Source organism: Streptomyces sp. NPDC101178, assembly GCF_044767965.1.
GTDB lineage: Bacteria > Actinomycetota > Actinomycetes > Streptomycetales > Streptomycetaceae > Streptomyces.
In genome coordinates this window covers 1-16067 of sequence record NZ_JBIWOZ010000019.1, presented here as the reverse complement: position 1 = coordinate 16067, position 16067 = coordinate 1, and the positions used below count along the sequence as shown (strand labels likewise).

Below are 16067 nucleotides of genomic sequence, written 5' to 3'. Positions count from 1 at the left end.
ATAGGGCAGGCGATAGAACCGCAGGTCACGGCGGTGATAGCGGTGTCTATCGGGCTTCTTGAGCCGGTCCCTGAGGAGTGGTCGGGGAGGGGGCTGTGGCGGGGTGCTGACGACCCCCGGGCAGGAGTCGCAGAGCAGCCGGAACCGGGGCCCCGGCAGAGGTCTGGACGGGGGGCTGCGCGGGGGTTTCGGGGGCGGTCTCGGCAGGGGCCGGGAGGGGCCTCTCCCCGACCGGCCGGGCGGGGGTGGTGGCGCCTCCCCCAGCACGGGTCTGGGAGCGGGCTTCCAGGAGCGCGGTAGGGGTCGCTCCGAGGACGGCGGTCACGGCATCGATCCGGACCCCGACACGGGTGACGGGCTTGCCGTCGATGCGGTAGCCGACCTTGTCCGCGACGGGGATGCCGCAGGACTCCACCCAGGCGCGCCACTCGGCCGCTTCCGTGGTCTCGGGCAGGAGTCCCGTCGCGATCGCGGAGGCGAGCACGACATCGAGGTGGAGCCCTGCCCGGCCGACTGACTCCGCGTCGGAGAGAGCGGTGATCAGGTGCCACAGCAGCAGGGTCCCGGGGGACTCCTGCGGCTCGTCCTCGGCCGTCTCCTCCGGCTCGTCCTGGACGAGGTCGTCGTCGGGGCCGGCCTTCTTCTTCGGCTTCGGGGGAGGGGCGAGGGTCCAGGCCGCGACCGTCCACCCGAGTCCCCCGGCCGCGAGGAGATACGGCTTGTACGGGGCCAGCGCCCCGAGGTGAGGGGTGATCAGGGCTGTGAGGGTGGCGAGCGCCCCGGCCGCGAGCATCCCGCCGAGCGCGAGGTAGGCCAGCGCCTCCAGTACCGGGCGACGGCCCGTCGGCGCGGGTCCCAGCCCGGCCAGTGCTGCCGCTGCCTTCTCCTCCTCCCCCTCTTCCCGGGCCTTCTCCACCGCCTTGGCGACGGCGGCGGCCCGCTTGGTGTGGGCGGCGAGAGCGGCGGCGGCTTCCGGGTCGGCGGACGCCTGCTCCCACCCCCACCGCAGAAGGCGGCCGACACACGTGCAGCCCATGCCCGCCAGCGCCCACGACCCGGTGAACAGGCCCCCGATCCCGCCGGAGAGCAGGGTGCGCGCCTGCGCCAGGGCTTCGCGGACGTCCAGCGCTGCCCGCACCTGCCCTGTGTCCTTGTCGGTGTCCACGGGCGTGCCGGTGGCGATGTCCACCACCGTGGCCGTGCCTCTGTCCTCCGCCGCGTCGGTGTCAATGTCCCTGGGGGCAGTCCCGGCCGTCTGCGGGGGGACCATGTCGGCGCTCACAGGGCACCCACGATCGAGGCGAGCTTGAGGACCAGGCCCACGCCGATGCCCCAGATCCCCCCGGCCTGGCCGTAGATCACCCCGGCCGAGATGCCCAGCAGCGCGGGCCAGATGAGCCGCTTCCACTTCGGGAAAAAGGTCAGGATCGTCAGCGCGAGGGCGATGCCGCCCATGCCGATGTTGCCCATCCCCCCGCCCTGGATCAGCGACGTGGGTACCTCGCTGATGCCTTTGACGACGGAGCCCCAGAGGTCGCCGGCCGTGACGGCGAGCGTGCCGAAGGCGATGCCGAAGGCGCCGGCCTTGTCGCGGTTGAGGGAGACGCGGTCGGAGCCGCGCAGGCCGAGGAGAAGGAGGAGGCCGGTGGCGAGGGTGAGGCCGGAGATGCCGACCGAGCCGAGGACCGGTCCGGCCGCGATCACGACGTCCGTCGCGGCGAGAACAGACACAGACATCACAGGAGGGCTCCGGGGGCGTAGAGGAGGGAGGAGACGACGACGGTCGCCACGGGGATACGCAGGACCCAGCGGGCGGGCCAGGTGAGGGGGGCGGCGGCGGCTCGGCGGTCGATGCCGTACCAGCACGCGGCCGCGAGGGGCCCGGCGGCCAGGAGGGGCGACAGGAGGCTCCCCCATGGCTCGATGGTGTCCAGGACGTCCCGCACGAGCGGTGCGGTCCCCTGGCCCCACAGAGCGGCCCCCAGCGCCCCTAGCGGGCGCACCGCCATCCCGAACAGGCCCGGCAGCCTCTTGAGAAGGCCTCCTGCCTTCCAGCCGCCGTACGCGGCGCCGACGGTGAGGCCGGCGGCGGCGAGCTGGGGGACCGAGACGGTCATGCGGGCCATCAGGTCCACACCCGCCATCGGGTCACCGGCCAGCGTCCAGAGCGCGAGGTGACCCGCCCCCGCAGCCGTGGCGTTGAACACGAGCCACCGCAACCGCGGATTCGGCTCCCGCGACTTCCCACCTGCGGCAGCCGGGGCGGCGGGGGCACGCTTGGTCCGGCGCAGCTTCGCCCGCAGACCAGCCGTTCCGGACGGCACCGCCGCAGACGCCGTACCCGCAGGTGCCGGAGCAGCCGCCGAAGCCGGGGCCGCCGCGGCGGCGCCGCGCTTGAGCTTGCGGGCCCTCGCCCGCAGACCGGCCGCCCTCGCCTTCGTGACCGTAGGAGCACTCATCGGGCCGCCCCCGCCCGGTACGGAGCACGGACGCCGTACCGCTCCACGTGCAGCGCGCGGCGGTCGGCCTGACGCATCCCACCCCGCACACCCACGACCTGATACGTCGTCGGGCACTCCTCCAGATCCCGGGCCAGGCACCACTCCCGTACCGGACAGCGGGCGCAGATCCCCAGCGCCACCCGCTCCGCCGCCGTCGAACCGTTGCCCGGCTCCGACGGGTAGGAGAAGAACACGTCCGGGTCGACGCCCGCACAGGCCGGGACACCGGCCGGACCACGGTCCGCGACCAACGCGGCAGCAGCTGTCGAGAGCTTCACGCCGACCGCCCCCACCCGAACTCGGCCTGCGCCGCGACCACCAGGTGCCGCGCCCGCATCTCGTCCGCACCCACCACGGGGCCGGCCACGATGAACCCGGACGGAACCGACAACACTGGGAGCTCCACCGGCTCCAACTCGGCCCAACCCGGGTCCGCCGGAAGGAACGTCCGCGTCACCACGGCCACGCCCTCCGGCTCCGGACCACGCCGGTCGTCCTCACGCTCCTGGCGCTCAATCTCGTCCAACAGACCCGCCCGTAACGCCCGGCGAACCCTCTCAGCCACAATCAGCACGTCGGTGCCCCGTCCTCGTCTGGGTTCGGTCCGACATGCAGGAGAGGTGTGGAAGCACCCCTCCCGCTGCCCGGCCTGGTGTTAGCCGCACCAGGCCGGGCATCTGCGTTTTCGCAGGTCGGAACGTTGCCTGCTGACATCACCAGCCGCGGAGCCGTTTAATGCCTAGGCGTTATTGAGAATGCACCCCGAAGGGCGTACTGTCAATAAGGACTAGGCGATAAGGTGTCTCAGTAGAGGGGGCACCGCGCCAGAGAGGAGGGATCGAGCAATGACCAGCTCTGGAGACATCGCCGCCGACCTGCGACATCGCATCGATGTAGGGGCATTCCCCCCTGGAAGCAAACTGCCGACGAACGTCGAGCTGATGAGCGTTCACGGCGTGTCGAAGGCGACGGTTACGAAGGCGGTCGCCGAGCTTGTCGATCAAGGGTTGGTGTTCACCGCCAAGAAGGGCGGAACCCGCGTGCGCCACAGGACACCGATCACACTGCCGCTCAGTCGGTACCGAAGCGCGCTCACGCCTGGTGGAGTCGGAGGCCCCTGGGAGACCGCCACGGCCGCAGCGGGACTCGACGGCCACATGGAGCTGGTCCACGTGGATGCCGTAGAGGCGCCTGAGGACTTGGCAGCCCTGCTTGAACTAAGCCCGGGTGACACTCTGCTCTATAGGCTGCGGCACGCCGTGCTCCGTCCCGACGACCTCGTTCAAATCCAACAAGCCTGGTATCCGAGCCACATCGCGGTCGCGGCCGGCATCGACACCATTGAAAAGATCGAGGGCGGCATCTACCGAAAGCTCTCTGCCGCTGGACACCGCCGGGCGACCGCAAGCGAGACTGTGGCTGTTCGTATGCCCACGGCGGAAGAAGCGGTTCAGCTCCGAGTGGGCGGACGCGTCTCAGTTTTGGCAGTGGAACGCGTCACCAGGGACACAAACCGGCGACCGCTCGAAGTGCTGCGAGCCGTCGCCGCCGCTGACCGAATCAAGCTGAGCTACGACGATCTTCCCCTGCTACCACCCACTGCGGAGGGCTAGCCATGGCTACTCAGAAAACTGGATCCTCGGAATCGGTTAGTTCGGCAAGCGCCGAATATGACGCCGCTCTTAAGAAGCTGCACCGCGAGGAGGTAGCTGCGAGGCTCCGGTCACGCGAAGGACTGCACTACGCGTCCATCGGAGAGGAAAGGAGCGGCCCCAACCTTGTTACCTACTACGGAAATATCGTGGGGGAGACCCGGACGACGTCACCGGGAATTCTCCATGATTGGTACGCGGTGAAGACTGATGGAAATGAGATCGGGCCTTTTGTTACGGCTCGCGCTGCTGCTGCCGGTCTAATCAAGACGTAGCACAAAAGCCCCCTAGCTACAGGAAGGGGGCTAGAACAACCAGCGAAGCGCAGCCATCAACTGACGCAGCGTAGGATTTGGCTTACTGAAAGTTAAAGCCCGCCGTGGCTCCGCATGGGACTGGCATCCCGGATGCGGCGGCGGGCGACCCTGCATAGGTCTTCATCGAGTGTACCCACGCGGCGCGTGGTTCACCCGAGGAGGCCGGATTGGACAGCGCATGGGGTTCGACCCCAACCGGTTTGGTCCTGAAGTACGGCGTGACGTTGGTCTGACTGATGCGGCCGGGGCGGGGGTGCGCCGGTGAGGAAGCGAAGTGGTCGTCCGCCTCGGTTCGCTTCGGTTCCGAACGAGACGATCGATGATGCGGTGCAGTTGGATTTCATGGCGCTGGCGCTGCTGACGATTTTGTTGAGGCATCGGGACGGCTGGGACATCACGATGGCCCGGATCGGTCACCGGTACGGGTACGGCGAGGAAGCGATGGCCGGGGCGATGGGGTTGCTCCAGGCTGCCCGGTACGTGGTCAAGGTCCGGTACATGCGGCGCGAGGGCAACCAGTGGGCCACCGAGGTGGCCGTCTACGACGTGCCCGCCACCGATGAGGAGGTGGACGATCTCCTGGCGGCGATCGAGGAGGAGAACCCGGACGCCCGCCGGATCGAGGTGATCCCACCAACCAGGACCGCGATCGAGAAGGCCGCGAAGCGCCGGACCAAGATCATTCCCCGACTCCGGGAAACCCGGGACTCGGGGCCGAACTGGGAAAACACGGCAAAACCGCAGGTCGGCCCCGAGTCCCGGGTTTCCCGGGACTCGGGGGACCCGGGAGTCACTAAGAAGACGAACAGCAAGAAGAAGACGAACAGCAAGAACCCTCCGGACCCCCGTCCGTCCGTCCGTGCGGGTGGTGACGTGCGTGAGGCGCCTGCGGCGCGGACGGAGGGACGGGGCGGCGGCGTCGAGGAGGTCCAGGAGGGCGGGCCTGTGGCTGCCAGGGACGGCGGGCGGGGGGGTGGCGTCACCGGTGATGCAACCTTGGCCGCTGGGCCGGAGGTAAAGACTGCAGCAAGGGCGGAGGGTGCTCCGGCGGGTGGTGCGGTGTGGGTGGATGCTTCGCCCGGGGTGGATCTGCTGCTTGCGATTGGCGCGGCGCGCCCAGAGCTGCTGCTCACGGGCCGGACGCTTCGGGATCAGGGCGTCATGGCGACGGGTCTTCTGGAGGCGGGGTGGCCGGTGCCGCTGCTGTCGGAGGTGGTCGCGCGTCCGCTGCCAGTCCCGTTGCGTCGTTCGGTCGGCGCGGTGGTCTCGGGCCGTCTGAAGGCCGCTGCCTCGATGCCGGTGCCGGGTTCCGCGGCCGGCGTGGCCGTGGTGCCGCATCAGGCTCCGGGTCCGGACCGCGCGGCAGTGGAGGAGGGACGCCGGTGGGATGACGGGCCGACAGCGACCCCGCCGGCGTGGGCGGAGCTGGAGGAGGAGCACGACCGGATCCGGCGGGGTGCTGAGCGCACCCCGGGCTGCGAGGCCGACGACGGCTTGTGCCCGACCCTGGCCGTGGTCGGCGAGACCCAGTGCGCCCTGCACCTGGGCTGGCCGCTGTGCCCGGGCGACGGCGAGCATTCCTGCACCATCCGCACTCGCACCGGCGACCAGTGCGCCGGCTGCCGGGAGCAGGCCCGCCATGCCCGGATCGCCGCCGCACTGCCCGTGACCGACGACGGCACCTGCCCCGGCCATGGCGGCCCCTGCGGCCGAGCCGCCATGCCGGGCGACCCGCACTGCGCCCGGTGCCGGGTCGCGTCCCAGCGCGACCGCGACCGGGTGGTCCGGGAGTGGGAAGCCGTCCGCGACGCCGCTGTAGCCGCAACCAAGGCCCAGGAAGCCCCAGAGGAGGCCCCAGCGCCGTTCTGAGGGCGGTTCTCCCGCCGCGGGCCCCTCGGGTAGTTCGGGGCGGAGATCGGCGCTCAGCGGCCCGTACAGGCGATCTGAGGCCGGGTGCGTGGTCTAGCAGCGGCTCCCCGGCAGGGCCCGTTCGGGAGTGTGGGGCCGGTTTCCGCGGGCTGTCGTGGGGCCGCTAGGTGCTAGGTGGCTGGTCAGCGGCCTGTGCCTAGCGGTAGGGGGTGCTAGGTCTAGCACCCCCGCTAGCAGTACCTCGTCGGCCTGGTGCCGCGTGGGGCCCCGTGGCGGAGGGGTTACGCGGGGTGACTTCCTTCCCTCCTTCCTTCTCGGACGGAAGACCTTGCTCTTCCCCGCCATGGGCGCGGTGAGGGCGCCTTCCGGCGAGGGAAGGAGGGAGGGATGGAAGTCACCCGGAGTGATGGCGCCGGTGGAGGTGTGGTCCCGGAGCGGGTGTTCGGCGGGGCGGGGGGGCCTGCGGAACACCGGACCGGACTTGGTGGGCGGTTGTGCTCCGGGACCGATGTTTCTTGTGCCCGGCGGTGGGAGTTCCAGGCCTGCGCCCTGCCCGGGGTGTGGGGCCGGCTGCGGATCGGCCCCGGGCCGGTGCGCCGGACTGCGCTCTGCCGGGCGGGCTGTGAGGTGTGTGGGTGCCGGGGTCGGGCGGCGGATGGCTTCCCAGGTAAGAAGTCGGCGTTCCGCGGCCGCGCTTGGGTGCCCCTTTTCGTGCAGGTCAGAGCACGTTTCCAGGGCCTGCTGGCGTGGTGCAGCGATGCGACCTAGCGCGCGATGCAGGGCGGCACCCAGGGCGCGACCCAGGATGCGACCGAGGGCGCGACCTGTGCCGTAGGTGCGGTGGGGCGCTGCTGGGGGGGCTTGGCGGGTCCGGTGGGAAGTTCGGTACATGTCCGGTACGGGTCTGGTGCGGGTCTGGCTGGTGTCCGGCCGGCCACCGGACTCGGCCGGGTTCCTACCGGACTTCCCACCGGACTTCGCGCCGGGTGTGGTTGCGGGTTACCGGTTACAGGCCGGTGTGAGTGCCGGTTCGGGCTGCTCAGGGCGGGTCGGGGGCACTCCTGGCAGACCTGTAACCGGTAACCGGCCCGAGCATCTGTCCAGGAGTCCGCCAGGCGTCCGTCCGGGACCTGTCCGGTGCTGTCCGGCTGGACAGGTCCCGGACGGATGCAGACAGATCCCGGACGGCGTCCAGACGGATGTCTGGCGGGGTGCCGGGTGTGCGCGTGGAGCTGCGCGCTGGCGCGTGCCTGTACTGGTCTCCCGGTTTCGGCGGTCACCGTGGTCGTGTCACAGCTCCGGTCACAACCGTGGTCACTGTTCGGGCCGCTCGTTGGCATGGCCGTCCGGACCGCCCCTGGGCCGAGACCTCCGCCGACAACGTGGGAGAGCTGTGTGGCGGCGGGTGGGTGGGTCCCGGCGCGTGGGCATCCAGCACCTCGGGGGTGAGCGCCGGGATCCGTAGGGACAAACGATCGGTGCGGGGGGAGGTTCTTCGGTTCACGGTTTACCGGGCGGTGGCTGTTCCGTCGGTTGTCGGGTCGCCGTCGAGGGCCTGGGCGACGGTGTCGGCCTGTTCGAAGAGGTCCAGGGCGCCGGTGAGGGTCAGGAGCATGGTGATGCCGGGCTGGAGAGGCCCGGTGAGGACCAGGCGGCGGCCGGCGGTGTGGTGGAGCCGGCGCCCGCGCAGCAGTGCGTCGAGGAAAGAGCTGTCGCCGAAGGAGACCGCGGCCAGGTCCAGGACGGTGAGGGGCAGGGCGCGGTCGTCGGCTTCGGCCCAGGCGGCGTGCAGGAGGTCGCGTTCATGGATGTCGAACTCTCCGGACGCGGTGATCACCAGCGCGTTTCGTATCTGGCGGATATGGACGCGAGGCTGTGATCTCGGCATACGACGCTTCCCTCCCCTCCCTGTTGATGGTCCAGACCAATAGGGTGTTGACCCTATGTCAACAGCGTCCAGGTAGGGGCGTGGTGTTACTACCGCCCGGCGTAGGCGGACGGTGCGGCCGGGACGTGGGGAGCTGGTGGTGTCCGCCCGGGACGCTCGCCGGAGCGCCCCAGGCGGACGGGTCCCGGCGCGTGGGCGTCCAGCGCTTCGGAGGGTGAGCGCCGCCCGGGGAAGCCGGGATCCGTACGGAGGAACGATCGGTGCGGGGTGAAGTTCTTCTTCACCGTCCCGGCCGGGTGCTCCGGAAGATGTCCAGGGTGCGCGCGTGTCGTACGTGCGTGAGGCGGTGGACTGCGGCGGGCAGCAGATCGCCCGGGGTGGGCGTTCCGTCACCGGCACCACACGCCAGCCGCCCGCCCCGGGCACCGGGCAGCCTCCCACAGTCGCGGGTTCCGCCCGGGACCCGGGACCGGTCCTCCTGGCGGTGTCCGCCGGCCCCGCAGCGGACACGGGACGGGTCTGGCTTCTCCAGGGACCCCCGCAGAGGAGTAGTCGGCACGGCCCGAGCCCCTTGACCAGGCCTGGTAGAGCAAGTTGTAGGGCAAGCCGTTCGCGGCGGTCCGGGCTCCTCGCGCCGACCGGCGTACGTCTTCCCGGTGATGTACCGGGCGCTCCGGTGATGTGTACGGCGACGTCGGCCGTACTCACTACGGCAGGTCACAGCGCCCTGCTCCCGGAACTCCCCACGGCAGCCCGGCAACTCACCACGTGGCCCGCCGCACTCACCACCCCGTGGTGAGTGGCCCGGTGAGCCGTCTGCGGCGTGCGGGCTCCCTCCCGTCGCGCGGTCCGCGGGCTCCGCGCACCGACCGCGCCCGCCCGTCCGCTCGGCCCGGTCGGCAGGTCGGGCTGCCGCGCTCCGGGGATGGGGCGGGAAGAGCGCTCAGCGGCTCCTCAGGGTCCCGCGAGGCGGCCCCGGTCCCCTGGAGCCGACAGCTCCTGCCAGCCGCCTGTACGGGCGCCCGCGCGGTTCAGCCGTCTCGGGTCGGGTGGGTGACGAAGGGGGTGACATAGCGGGTGACGAAGGAGGTTACGAAGGCGGTGACAAGGGGGGTGACAGAGGAGGTGACACTGAAAAATGATGGCCTCGGTCATTCCTGCTGGTCAGCTCTCGAATTGTTGTGGTGAGTTGTTCAGACTTCCTCTTCTGCTGCCCTCTCCCGCTCTCTGTGGGTGAAAGGAAGGGTGGTAGGGGGGTCGCAGAATCGGAAGCGGCGGGTGCTGCGCTGGCTTTGCTGGCTGCGTCGGCCGGGGTCCGCTGCAGCGATCCGATGCGGAAAGGCGGCGCCCCCTGTTCCGGGGTGGTGGTGGAATCTGGTTCGTGTTTCTACCCGCGTGTGAGTGTGCTCCTGAACAGACCTCCGGCGCTGTGGGCGGTCTCCGACGCGTGCCGTGGGTTGTCCTGTGTTGGGCGTGCTGCCTGCACGCTCACGCGTGCGTACGCGTGAGCGTGCAGGCAGCACGGGTCCGCCGGTTTCGGCGGTCACAACGGCTCTGTCCCAGCTTCGGTCACAGTCGCGGTCCCGGCTCCGGCACTCAGGACCCGCCGCTGCGCACCCTGGGCGTGCGGGGTTCGACTGATCGGCATCCGGGTTCTGAGCGGAGAACGGGGGAGGGTCACGCGGCGGGGCACTCAGTGAGATCGCTGATCACTTTTGCTTCTTGCTGAGCGAACTTTCCGTACAATTCTTTCGCACGGTCGGCCGTTTTCTCCATTGCCTTGCAGACTTCGCGCTGAAGTGCGAAGGAGGTTTGCTTGAGTCCGATGCCGTAGTACTCGGGTGAGCCGAAGGGGTCGCTGGCGATGACGAATTTGCCTGGATTTTCCTGTACGAAGTTCTGCAGGATCGTGAAATCCGTCAGTACCGCATCGTAGTTTTCGTCCAGGTTGTTCACGCAGAGGCTGTAGTCGCTTTGCTTGTCTCGTTTCTCGAACTTCTTCTGCTGGGTCAGGAATATATCTGCGGTCGACCCCTGCACCACACACACCCGAGTGTCATCAGGTAGGTCCTCCAGTGCGTTGACCTGTATGCTCCTGCCTCTTATCTGCGCGTTGTTGGGTCCTTCGGAGGCCTGCATCATGATTTTTTCGGGTGTGCTGAAGTAGGGCCCGGCGAACAGGACGGCCGGGTGGTCAGCGGTTCCCTTTTTCCGCTCTTCGGAGATTCCGTAGGTGCCGACGAACATGTCGACTTCATTGTTCTCCAAGAGCTCCGCGCGCCCGCTCGTGCCTCGCGGAAAGAATGCGATGTTTTCTGGATCGATGCCCAGAGCCTCGGTGACGGCCTTCGCGTATTCGATTTCTACCCCCGTCCACTTATTCCCGACCTTTCCACTGAGGCCGGGCTGATCTCTCTTCACCCCGACATTCCACTTCACCTTTCCTTTTCGCGCAGCGTTCAAGCGTTCCATGGAGGGGTCATCGGGGCTCGGCTCGGCAGGGCTCGTCGGGGTGGTGGCAGTGGTCTGTCTGTCGGAGGGTGCTCTTCCGTGGGAGGGCGTGCCGTTGTTTTGGGCGATGGCCCAGACAGTGCCGGAGGCGAGAAGGGCCAGGACGGTGGCGGAGCCGATGAGCCCCATGTGTCGGCCCGACGTCCTCGGCGGTTTGGGGGTTGGCGGGGGCTTGGCGGCCGGAGGCAGCGGTCCGGCTGCTGATCGGGGAGAGCTGGGCTGCTCGGATCGCATGCTGTCGTCTGTGCCGGCCGGACGGACCGTCGGCGGGTGCGGCTTGGGCCGCTCCTGGCGCGATGGCTCCGGCTCTTCCGGCTCCGTCGGAGCCGGAAGAGCCGGAAGAGCCGGAAGAGGTGTCGTGGCCGCCGATTCAAGTGTGCTCGACGCGACGCGGTGCCATGTAGTGGCCAGGACCGACGCGTCAGGCAACAACTTGTCGCTGCTCTGCTTGGGGAGGTCGGCCTCGCACCGGGACTTCAGTGCGACGGCGAAGTCTTGAAGAGACTTGATGTCTCGGTTCTCGTGACGGACGGCCTCCTGGGCGTGCTTCAGCAAGGTCTCCCACGGGGGGGAACTGACGCCGCACCCTTTCAGGTAAGCCTGTAGCTGTGGCAGTTTGGGCAGCGACTCGCCCTCCGTCACCCGGGAGAGAGTGGACCTGGTGTAGCCGGCCGACTTCGCCATCTGGCCCAGGGACAGTTCATGTTCATCACGCAGGCGGACGAGCGCCCACGCCATGGCCTTGGTGGGGGATTCTTCCGGGTTGTGCTGCCGTGGGCGGCGGCTCGACTCGCTCAACGTGCACCCCCCGCCCGGTGCGGGAGGCCGAACAGGTGGTGGGTCACGTAGCTGGCGGCCATGCCGCAGCCGGTGGCGTAGGCCAGCGCAGTCGGCAGGTCGTACCCCTGCGCCGCAAGGACGACCACGACGACGGTGATGACGATCAGGACGCCCAGTCGCCAGGCAGGGGGTGCCGGAACGCACTGGGATGCGGTGCTCTTCGTGCTGCTGCGCTTCGTGCTCTTCACGATGACTCCTCTGGTCCGGACTACTGGTGATGCAGATGCCGCCGGCACTCGCGCTCCTCGGGGTCTGCAAACCCCGGTCAGCTCCTCAGCGACATCTTCAGACTTCACCAAGTGATGTCCCCGTCACCAGGGTTGACTCCTTATCAGCGTTGCGAACAGGTTGCCTTGTGATGGCAGCTATTCAGCCACGTTGCGCCCCGACAACGTCTGGATCGATCCGGCAACAGCCTCTCGTGACCAGCTCCTCCGGCATCGGATCGCAACGGTATTCTCGCAGCTCAGAGAGGGTTGGCGGTGTTGCAGGATCAGATTCGCAACACTCGTAGGCAACCAATCAGTGAGGTATAGCGACACACTTGGCAGGACAGGTCTCCTGCGGGAGAGCCTGCCAGCGGACGTCCCTGGTCCGGACACCGCAGTGCACGGGCGGCCCGCCGCTGCAACGGCGGGCCGCGCCCGCGCCCGACGCGGAGCATGATGACGGTGAAGGTCGTGACGGCACGACAGCAGACAACGGCCCGACGCGTCGTCTGCACCCGCCGCAGGCCCAATCCGCGACCGTCGAAGCACCGGTCCACGTACCTTCGCGCCGCTGGCCGCCGGTACCGTCGGCGCGCTGACCATGTCGCTGATCGCGGAGCCCAGCTTCGACCTCTCCCTGCCCGCCTACTCCGGACCGCACTGGGGCGACCTGCTCGCCGCTCTCCTGATCGCCTCGGCCGGGGCGCTGCTGGGTCTGCTGGCGGTGTACGCGTTCCCGGTGGCGCACCGGGTCTTCCACGCGCTGCGGCAGCCGGTGCTCACGCTGACCGCCGGCGGGATTGCGTATCTCGTTGACGGCGTCCGGCGGCAAGGCCGTCGGGCGCCTCTTCGCTTCCTGATCTGCGGGTCCTGCTACGCACGGGGGCGTCCGGATCCGGAAACGGGTCTGACCCGGGCGGTCTCCACCCGGAAGACGCAGAGCATTGGGTGGAGGGGACTGGTCGGCCGCGGCGCTGCGCTGCCGCTGCAGGCGTGCATTGCCGGCTGCGGCCTGGTCATGGCGGCTGGGCAGAGGGGGCGAGGCGGGGGTGAGGTGCTCATGGGCGTACCGGGCATACCTCACGCGTTCCGTGGCCTTGCGGGAGCCCAGATGATCTTGCAGGGAATCCGACCGCTTCCTAAAAGCTGATGCCTGGTCGCTGCGGTGCTCTGGAAGCTCCAAAAAGCGGTTGTTTCTTGATTGCTAATACGGTTTTTATCGTTCCGTCGCCCTGCCCTTCAAAGATTGCATGTACGTCTTTCCGTATATGAGTCTTAGGTGGGCTAGAATTAACTTCTTGATCGATTTCCGGGCTGCTCTCGGTTCATCTGGAGTTAAGCTTCAGATCTGTTTCCAGCATAACCTTAACGACATGCTCGACGCCCTCCGAGATTTGAGGAATCATTGACGTTTTGATTCCGAATGCGGAGATGATGAAGCATGCTGCTAGTAGTACGACAGTCAGACTCTTGAATTCCTTGAATGCCACTCGGTGAGCGAGAGAGATGATGAAGAGAGTTGTTAGCAAACATTGCGCGATGACTACAATGAAAACTGCGTTACCCAAAAATTCGGTGCCCCAGGCCGCGTGTGCTAGAAGCCCCGAGAAAGCGGCTACCTGCGATCCGATAAAAGGCATCACGAATACGCACACATACCGGATGGCCTTTCTTCTCGATTTCCTTCCAGCTTCTTTTCGTGCGGCGATGGCGGCGTCCATACGCTGACGCCCCGCCGCCCGCCCAGAGCCCTGATACTGCCTATTCGACGCTTCGCGGCCCGCCTGCGCTGCTCTGCGGGCCGCAGCGCGGCCGCCGGGCTGAGCCGTCTGCCCGCCCGGCCCCGCACCGCCAGAGGCGGTGCCGGACGGGGGCGCCGTGCGCCGCCGTCCTTGGCCGGCTGCGTCTGCTGCGGCGCGTCGAGCGGCGGCCCGGCCACCGGTGTACTGCGGGGGCTTTCGCCGGTGCTCACCTCCGCCCTGATCTCCCGTGGGAGGTGTATTCGACGGGCGGGGAGAGGACGGGCTGGCGGGCTTCTGCGCCGACCGTGCCGACGAGCCGCCCGGACTGTGCTGCTCTCCCTGTGAGGGCGGGGGAGAAGACGGCCCGGTTGCCCTCCCCGGTGAAGGCAACCGGGGACCGGCCTCGCCGGGCTGGTAACCCGCAGGAAGCGAAAGACGGGAAGAGGGCCGGCCTGCTGCCGGCCCCGTGCCGCTCGTCTCACTCTGCTCCTTCTTCGTGGCTCCTGTAGCACCGGTGCCCTGGAGCGCTGCCGTCTGAGTCTCCGCTGTACTCACCCATGCCGCGATGGCCTCACGGAGACGGGTGTCTCCGTCCGAAGCCTCTCTGACCTGTGTTGCAGGTTCCGCAACGCTTTCGGGGCTCCGCCTGCTGCCTTCTTCGATCAGCGACTGCACCTGGTTCCGCAGGACCTGGACCTCCTGACCCAGCTGCCGCAGCTTCTCCGCCTGGTCCTCGATCGTCTGCGCCTGCGTATCGATCGTTGTCTCACTGTCGTGGGCGTACTGCGCTGCGGAATCCAACTGCTTCTTGGCGTCCTGCAGCTCCCGCGTGAGGTCCCTGGCGCGGTCGTCCGCGCGAGCCGCTCGGGCCCGCTGGCCGTCGCGTTGTCCCAGAGCATCGTGCAGACGCTGCAGGGCTGCCTCAGAGGTTCCCTCGGCACTGGCGGCCCGAGCCTCGGCCTGCTTGCGCCGGCCGCGCTCGGCCAACCGGCGCTGACGCTCCTGCTCGGTCCGGGCCTCCTCCTGCTGAACCCGCGCCAGCAGCTGGTCGACCTGCTGGATCAAACCGGTGTTGACCGACTCGATGTCCCGGATCTGCCCCTGGAAGGTGCCTACCAGAGCCTGAAGCGTCTGCATCTGCTCCTGCAGCACGGCGATCCGCTTGTCCTGGGTCGTCACCACCGCTTGTGCCTGGCGGCGCAGGCGGTGCGTCTCAGCGAGGTCGGCGTCAGACACCTCTTGGCCGCTCTCACGGACGAGGTCCACCAGAGCATCGACGTACTCCCGCGCGGCAACAGTGTTCTCCTTGCCCGAGAAGAAGCGGCTCAGCCGAGAAGGAGAGACCGCCAGCAGAGAAGCGACGTCATTCTGCGACCTACCAAGCTGGGAAAAGATCTTTCTCAGCTGTTCCCCGTAGGCAATGACCTCCGCCGCCGGCGGTTCCTTTTCCCCCTGAGATGACCTCATCCGCCCCCCTCTGCAGAGAAGGCAGCTTACTAGCTCGTCGCGGGCCGCTCGCCCCTCCATGATTATTGCGTCTTCTCTCGCAAGTGCTCTTCAGGCTTCCTTGCGGATTCTGCAACGGAAAACGTTCTCCTTACGTACTCAAAAAGAGGATCCGGAGAGCGACATGAAGACGCAAGGAAACTCCCTCGTATCGATCGCCACGAACGCAGCCGAACAGGCTCAGGAACCCCGCCCCCTGTATATCGCCGTCTCCTTGACTATCGGCGTCCTGATCGCCCTCGCAGTAGGAATCCTCCACCGCACCGACATCCCCGACCCGGCCGCGCCGACGATCACGTACTCACTCCAAGCCGCCCTCATGAAAGCGGGCATCGCCCTCTTCAGCGTGGCCTTCCTGACGCTGACCTTCCTGATGTCCCCTGAGCGCGGAGCGAGCTGCCTCATCCTGCTCATCTCCACGGTCGCCGGAGCCAGTTACGGCCTGCTCGCCCGCCACGACACGACCTCTCCAAACCGCACCGTCCAGACAGTCCTCCTGCGTGGAGCGACCCTCGCGGCCTCCGCCGCAGGCCTCGGCCAAGCGTTCCTGGCCCTCTACATCGACAAGTGACACCGAAAACTTCTCCGCGGCCGCGCTTGGAACCCTCAACCCAGGGTTCCAAGCGCGGCCGCGCTTCGGAGGTGGTGGCGTGGTTATGCCAAAGCTACATACTGCATCACCTGATGCAGCCGGGCGGCCGGGCAAGCCGAGCCACCCCCACCCTGTAGCCAGCCCGGTCCGCGTTAGCGGGCCGTTGGTCCTGGAGGCGCAGCCGGAGGGACCGTTGGGCTGGGGAGCGCAGCGGACCGGCCCAACCCGGTGCGGAGCGAAGCGGAGAACCGGTCAGGAGGGCGCAGCCCGGCCCGGTCTGGGAGCGCAGCGGACAGACCGTTACCCCCCGCACGCAGTGCGGGGGGTGGGCACCTCGCGCAGCGAGGTGCAGCGCGAACGCGGAGCGGGAGCGCAACCACCGGGCGCAGCCCGGTGGTTCGCTTGCCCACCGCGCAGCGGTGGGGTACCCGCTCCGCGGG

General features: G+C 68.4%; 12 protein-coding genes and 1 pseudogene. 4 read left to right on the top strand and 9 right to left on the bottom strand.

Annotation, left to right across the window (positions count from 1 at the left end; all coding sequences use genetic code 11):
* Window positions 1-46 precede the first annotated feature (46 nt).
* The 5 genes from ACIRR8_RS32690 to ACIRR8_RS32670 are packed head-to-tail and all read right to left on the bottom strand — an operon-like array spanning window position 47 to window position 3027.
* Window positions 47-1282, bottom strand: coding sequence for a hypothetical protein (locus ACIRR8_RS32690; protein ID WP_404071670.1), 1236 nt, complete (start codon window positions 1280-1282; stop codon window positions 47-49).
* Window positions 1279-1737, bottom strand: coding sequence for a hypothetical protein (locus tag ACIRR8_RS32685; protein ID WP_404071668.1), 459 nt, complete (start codon window positions 1735-1737; stop codon window positions 1279-1281). The genes ACIRR8_RS32690 and ACIRR8_RS32685 overlap by 4 nt, the downstream gene beginning before the upstream one ends.
* Window positions 1737-2459 (bottom strand): hypothetical protein, encoded by a 723-nt coding sequence (locus tag ACIRR8_RS32680; RefSeq protein ID WP_404071667.1) that lies wholly within the window; start codon window positions 2457-2459, stop codon window positions 1737-1739. The genes ACIRR8_RS32685 and ACIRR8_RS32680 overlap by 1 nt, the downstream gene beginning before the upstream one ends.
* Window positions 2456-2779, bottom strand: a complete 324-nt coding sequence (locus ACIRR8_RS32675) for a WhiB family transcriptional regulator (protein ID WP_404071665.1) — start codon at window positions 2777-2779, stop codon at window positions 2456-2458. The genes ACIRR8_RS32680 and ACIRR8_RS32675 overlap by 4 nt, the downstream gene beginning before the upstream one ends.
* Entirely contained in the window at window positions 2776-3027 is a 252-nt protein-coding gene (locus ACIRR8_RS32670; protein ID WP_404071663.1) for a hypothetical protein, read from the bottom strand. The genes ACIRR8_RS32675 and ACIRR8_RS32670 overlap by 4 nt, the downstream gene beginning before the upstream one ends.
* A gap of 319 nt (window positions 3028-3346) precedes the next feature.
* Here ACIRR8_RS32670 and ACIRR8_RS32665 point away from each other — a divergent pair, with 319 nt between their 5' ends.
* The gene (locus tag ACIRR8_RS32665) at window positions 3347-4114 is read left to right on the top strand and encodes a GntR family transcriptional regulator (protein WP_404071662.1); all 768 of its coding nucleotides are present in this window, start codon (window positions 3347-3349) and stop codon (window positions 4112-4114) included.
* A 683-nt stretch (window positions 4115-4797) separates the two neighbouring features.
* Complete coding sequence (locus tag ACIRR8_RS32660) at window positions 4798-6339, top strand: hypothetical protein (RefSeq protein ID WP_404071660.1); 1542 nt, start codon at window positions 4798-4800, stop codon at window positions 6337-6339.
* A 1507-nt stretch (window positions 6340-7846) separates the two neighbouring features.
* Here the strand turns inward: ACIRR8_RS32660 and ACIRR8_RS32655 are convergent.
* From ACIRR8_RS32655 to ACIRR8_RS32645, 3 genes are all read right to left on the bottom strand, one after another.
* On the bottom strand, window positions 7847-8227 hold the full coding sequence (locus ACIRR8_RS32655) for an STAS domain-containing protein (RefSeq protein WP_404071658.1): 381 nt from the start codon (window positions 8225-8227) through the stop codon (window positions 7847-7849).
* 1677 nt (window positions 8228-9904) lie between these two features.
* Window positions 9905-11536 (bottom strand): transporter substrate-binding domain-containing protein, encoded by a 1632-nt coding sequence (locus tag ACIRR8_RS32650; protein ID WP_404071656.1) that lies wholly within the window; start codon window positions 11534-11536, stop codon window positions 9905-9907.
* Window positions 11533-11766: a hypothetical protein gene (locus ACIRR8_RS32645; RefSeq protein ID WP_404071655.1), complete on the bottom strand. Its 234-nt coding sequence runs from the start codon at window positions 11764-11766 to the stop codon at window positions 11533-11535. The genes ACIRR8_RS32650 and ACIRR8_RS32645 overlap by 4 nt, the downstream gene beginning before the upstream one ends.
* Before the next feature lie 577 nt (window positions 11767-12343).
* Here ACIRR8_RS32645 and ACIRR8_RS32640 point away from each other — a divergent pair.
* Window positions 12344-12589, top strand: a pseudogene (locus tag ACIRR8_RS32640) (ion channel protein); the annotation flags it as partial.
* A 523-nt stretch (window positions 12590-13112) separates the two neighbouring features.
* Here ACIRR8_RS32640 and ACIRR8_RS32635 read toward each other — a convergent pair.
* The gene (locus ACIRR8_RS32635; protein WP_404071654.1) at window positions 13113-14996 is read right to left on the bottom strand and encodes a hypothetical protein; all 1884 of its coding nucleotides are present in this window, start codon (window positions 14994-14996) and stop codon (window positions 13113-13115) included.
* A 163-nt stretch (window positions 14997-15159) separates the two neighbouring features.
* On the opposite strand from ACIRR8_RS32635, the gene ACIRR8_RS32630 reads away from it, so the two are divergent.
* The gene (locus ACIRR8_RS32630) at window positions 15160-15606 is read left to right on the top strand and encodes a hypothetical protein (RefSeq protein ID WP_404071652.1); all 447 of its coding nucleotides are present in this window, start codon (window positions 15160-15162) and stop codon (window positions 15604-15606) included.
* Window positions 15607-16067 lie beyond the last annotated feature (461 nt).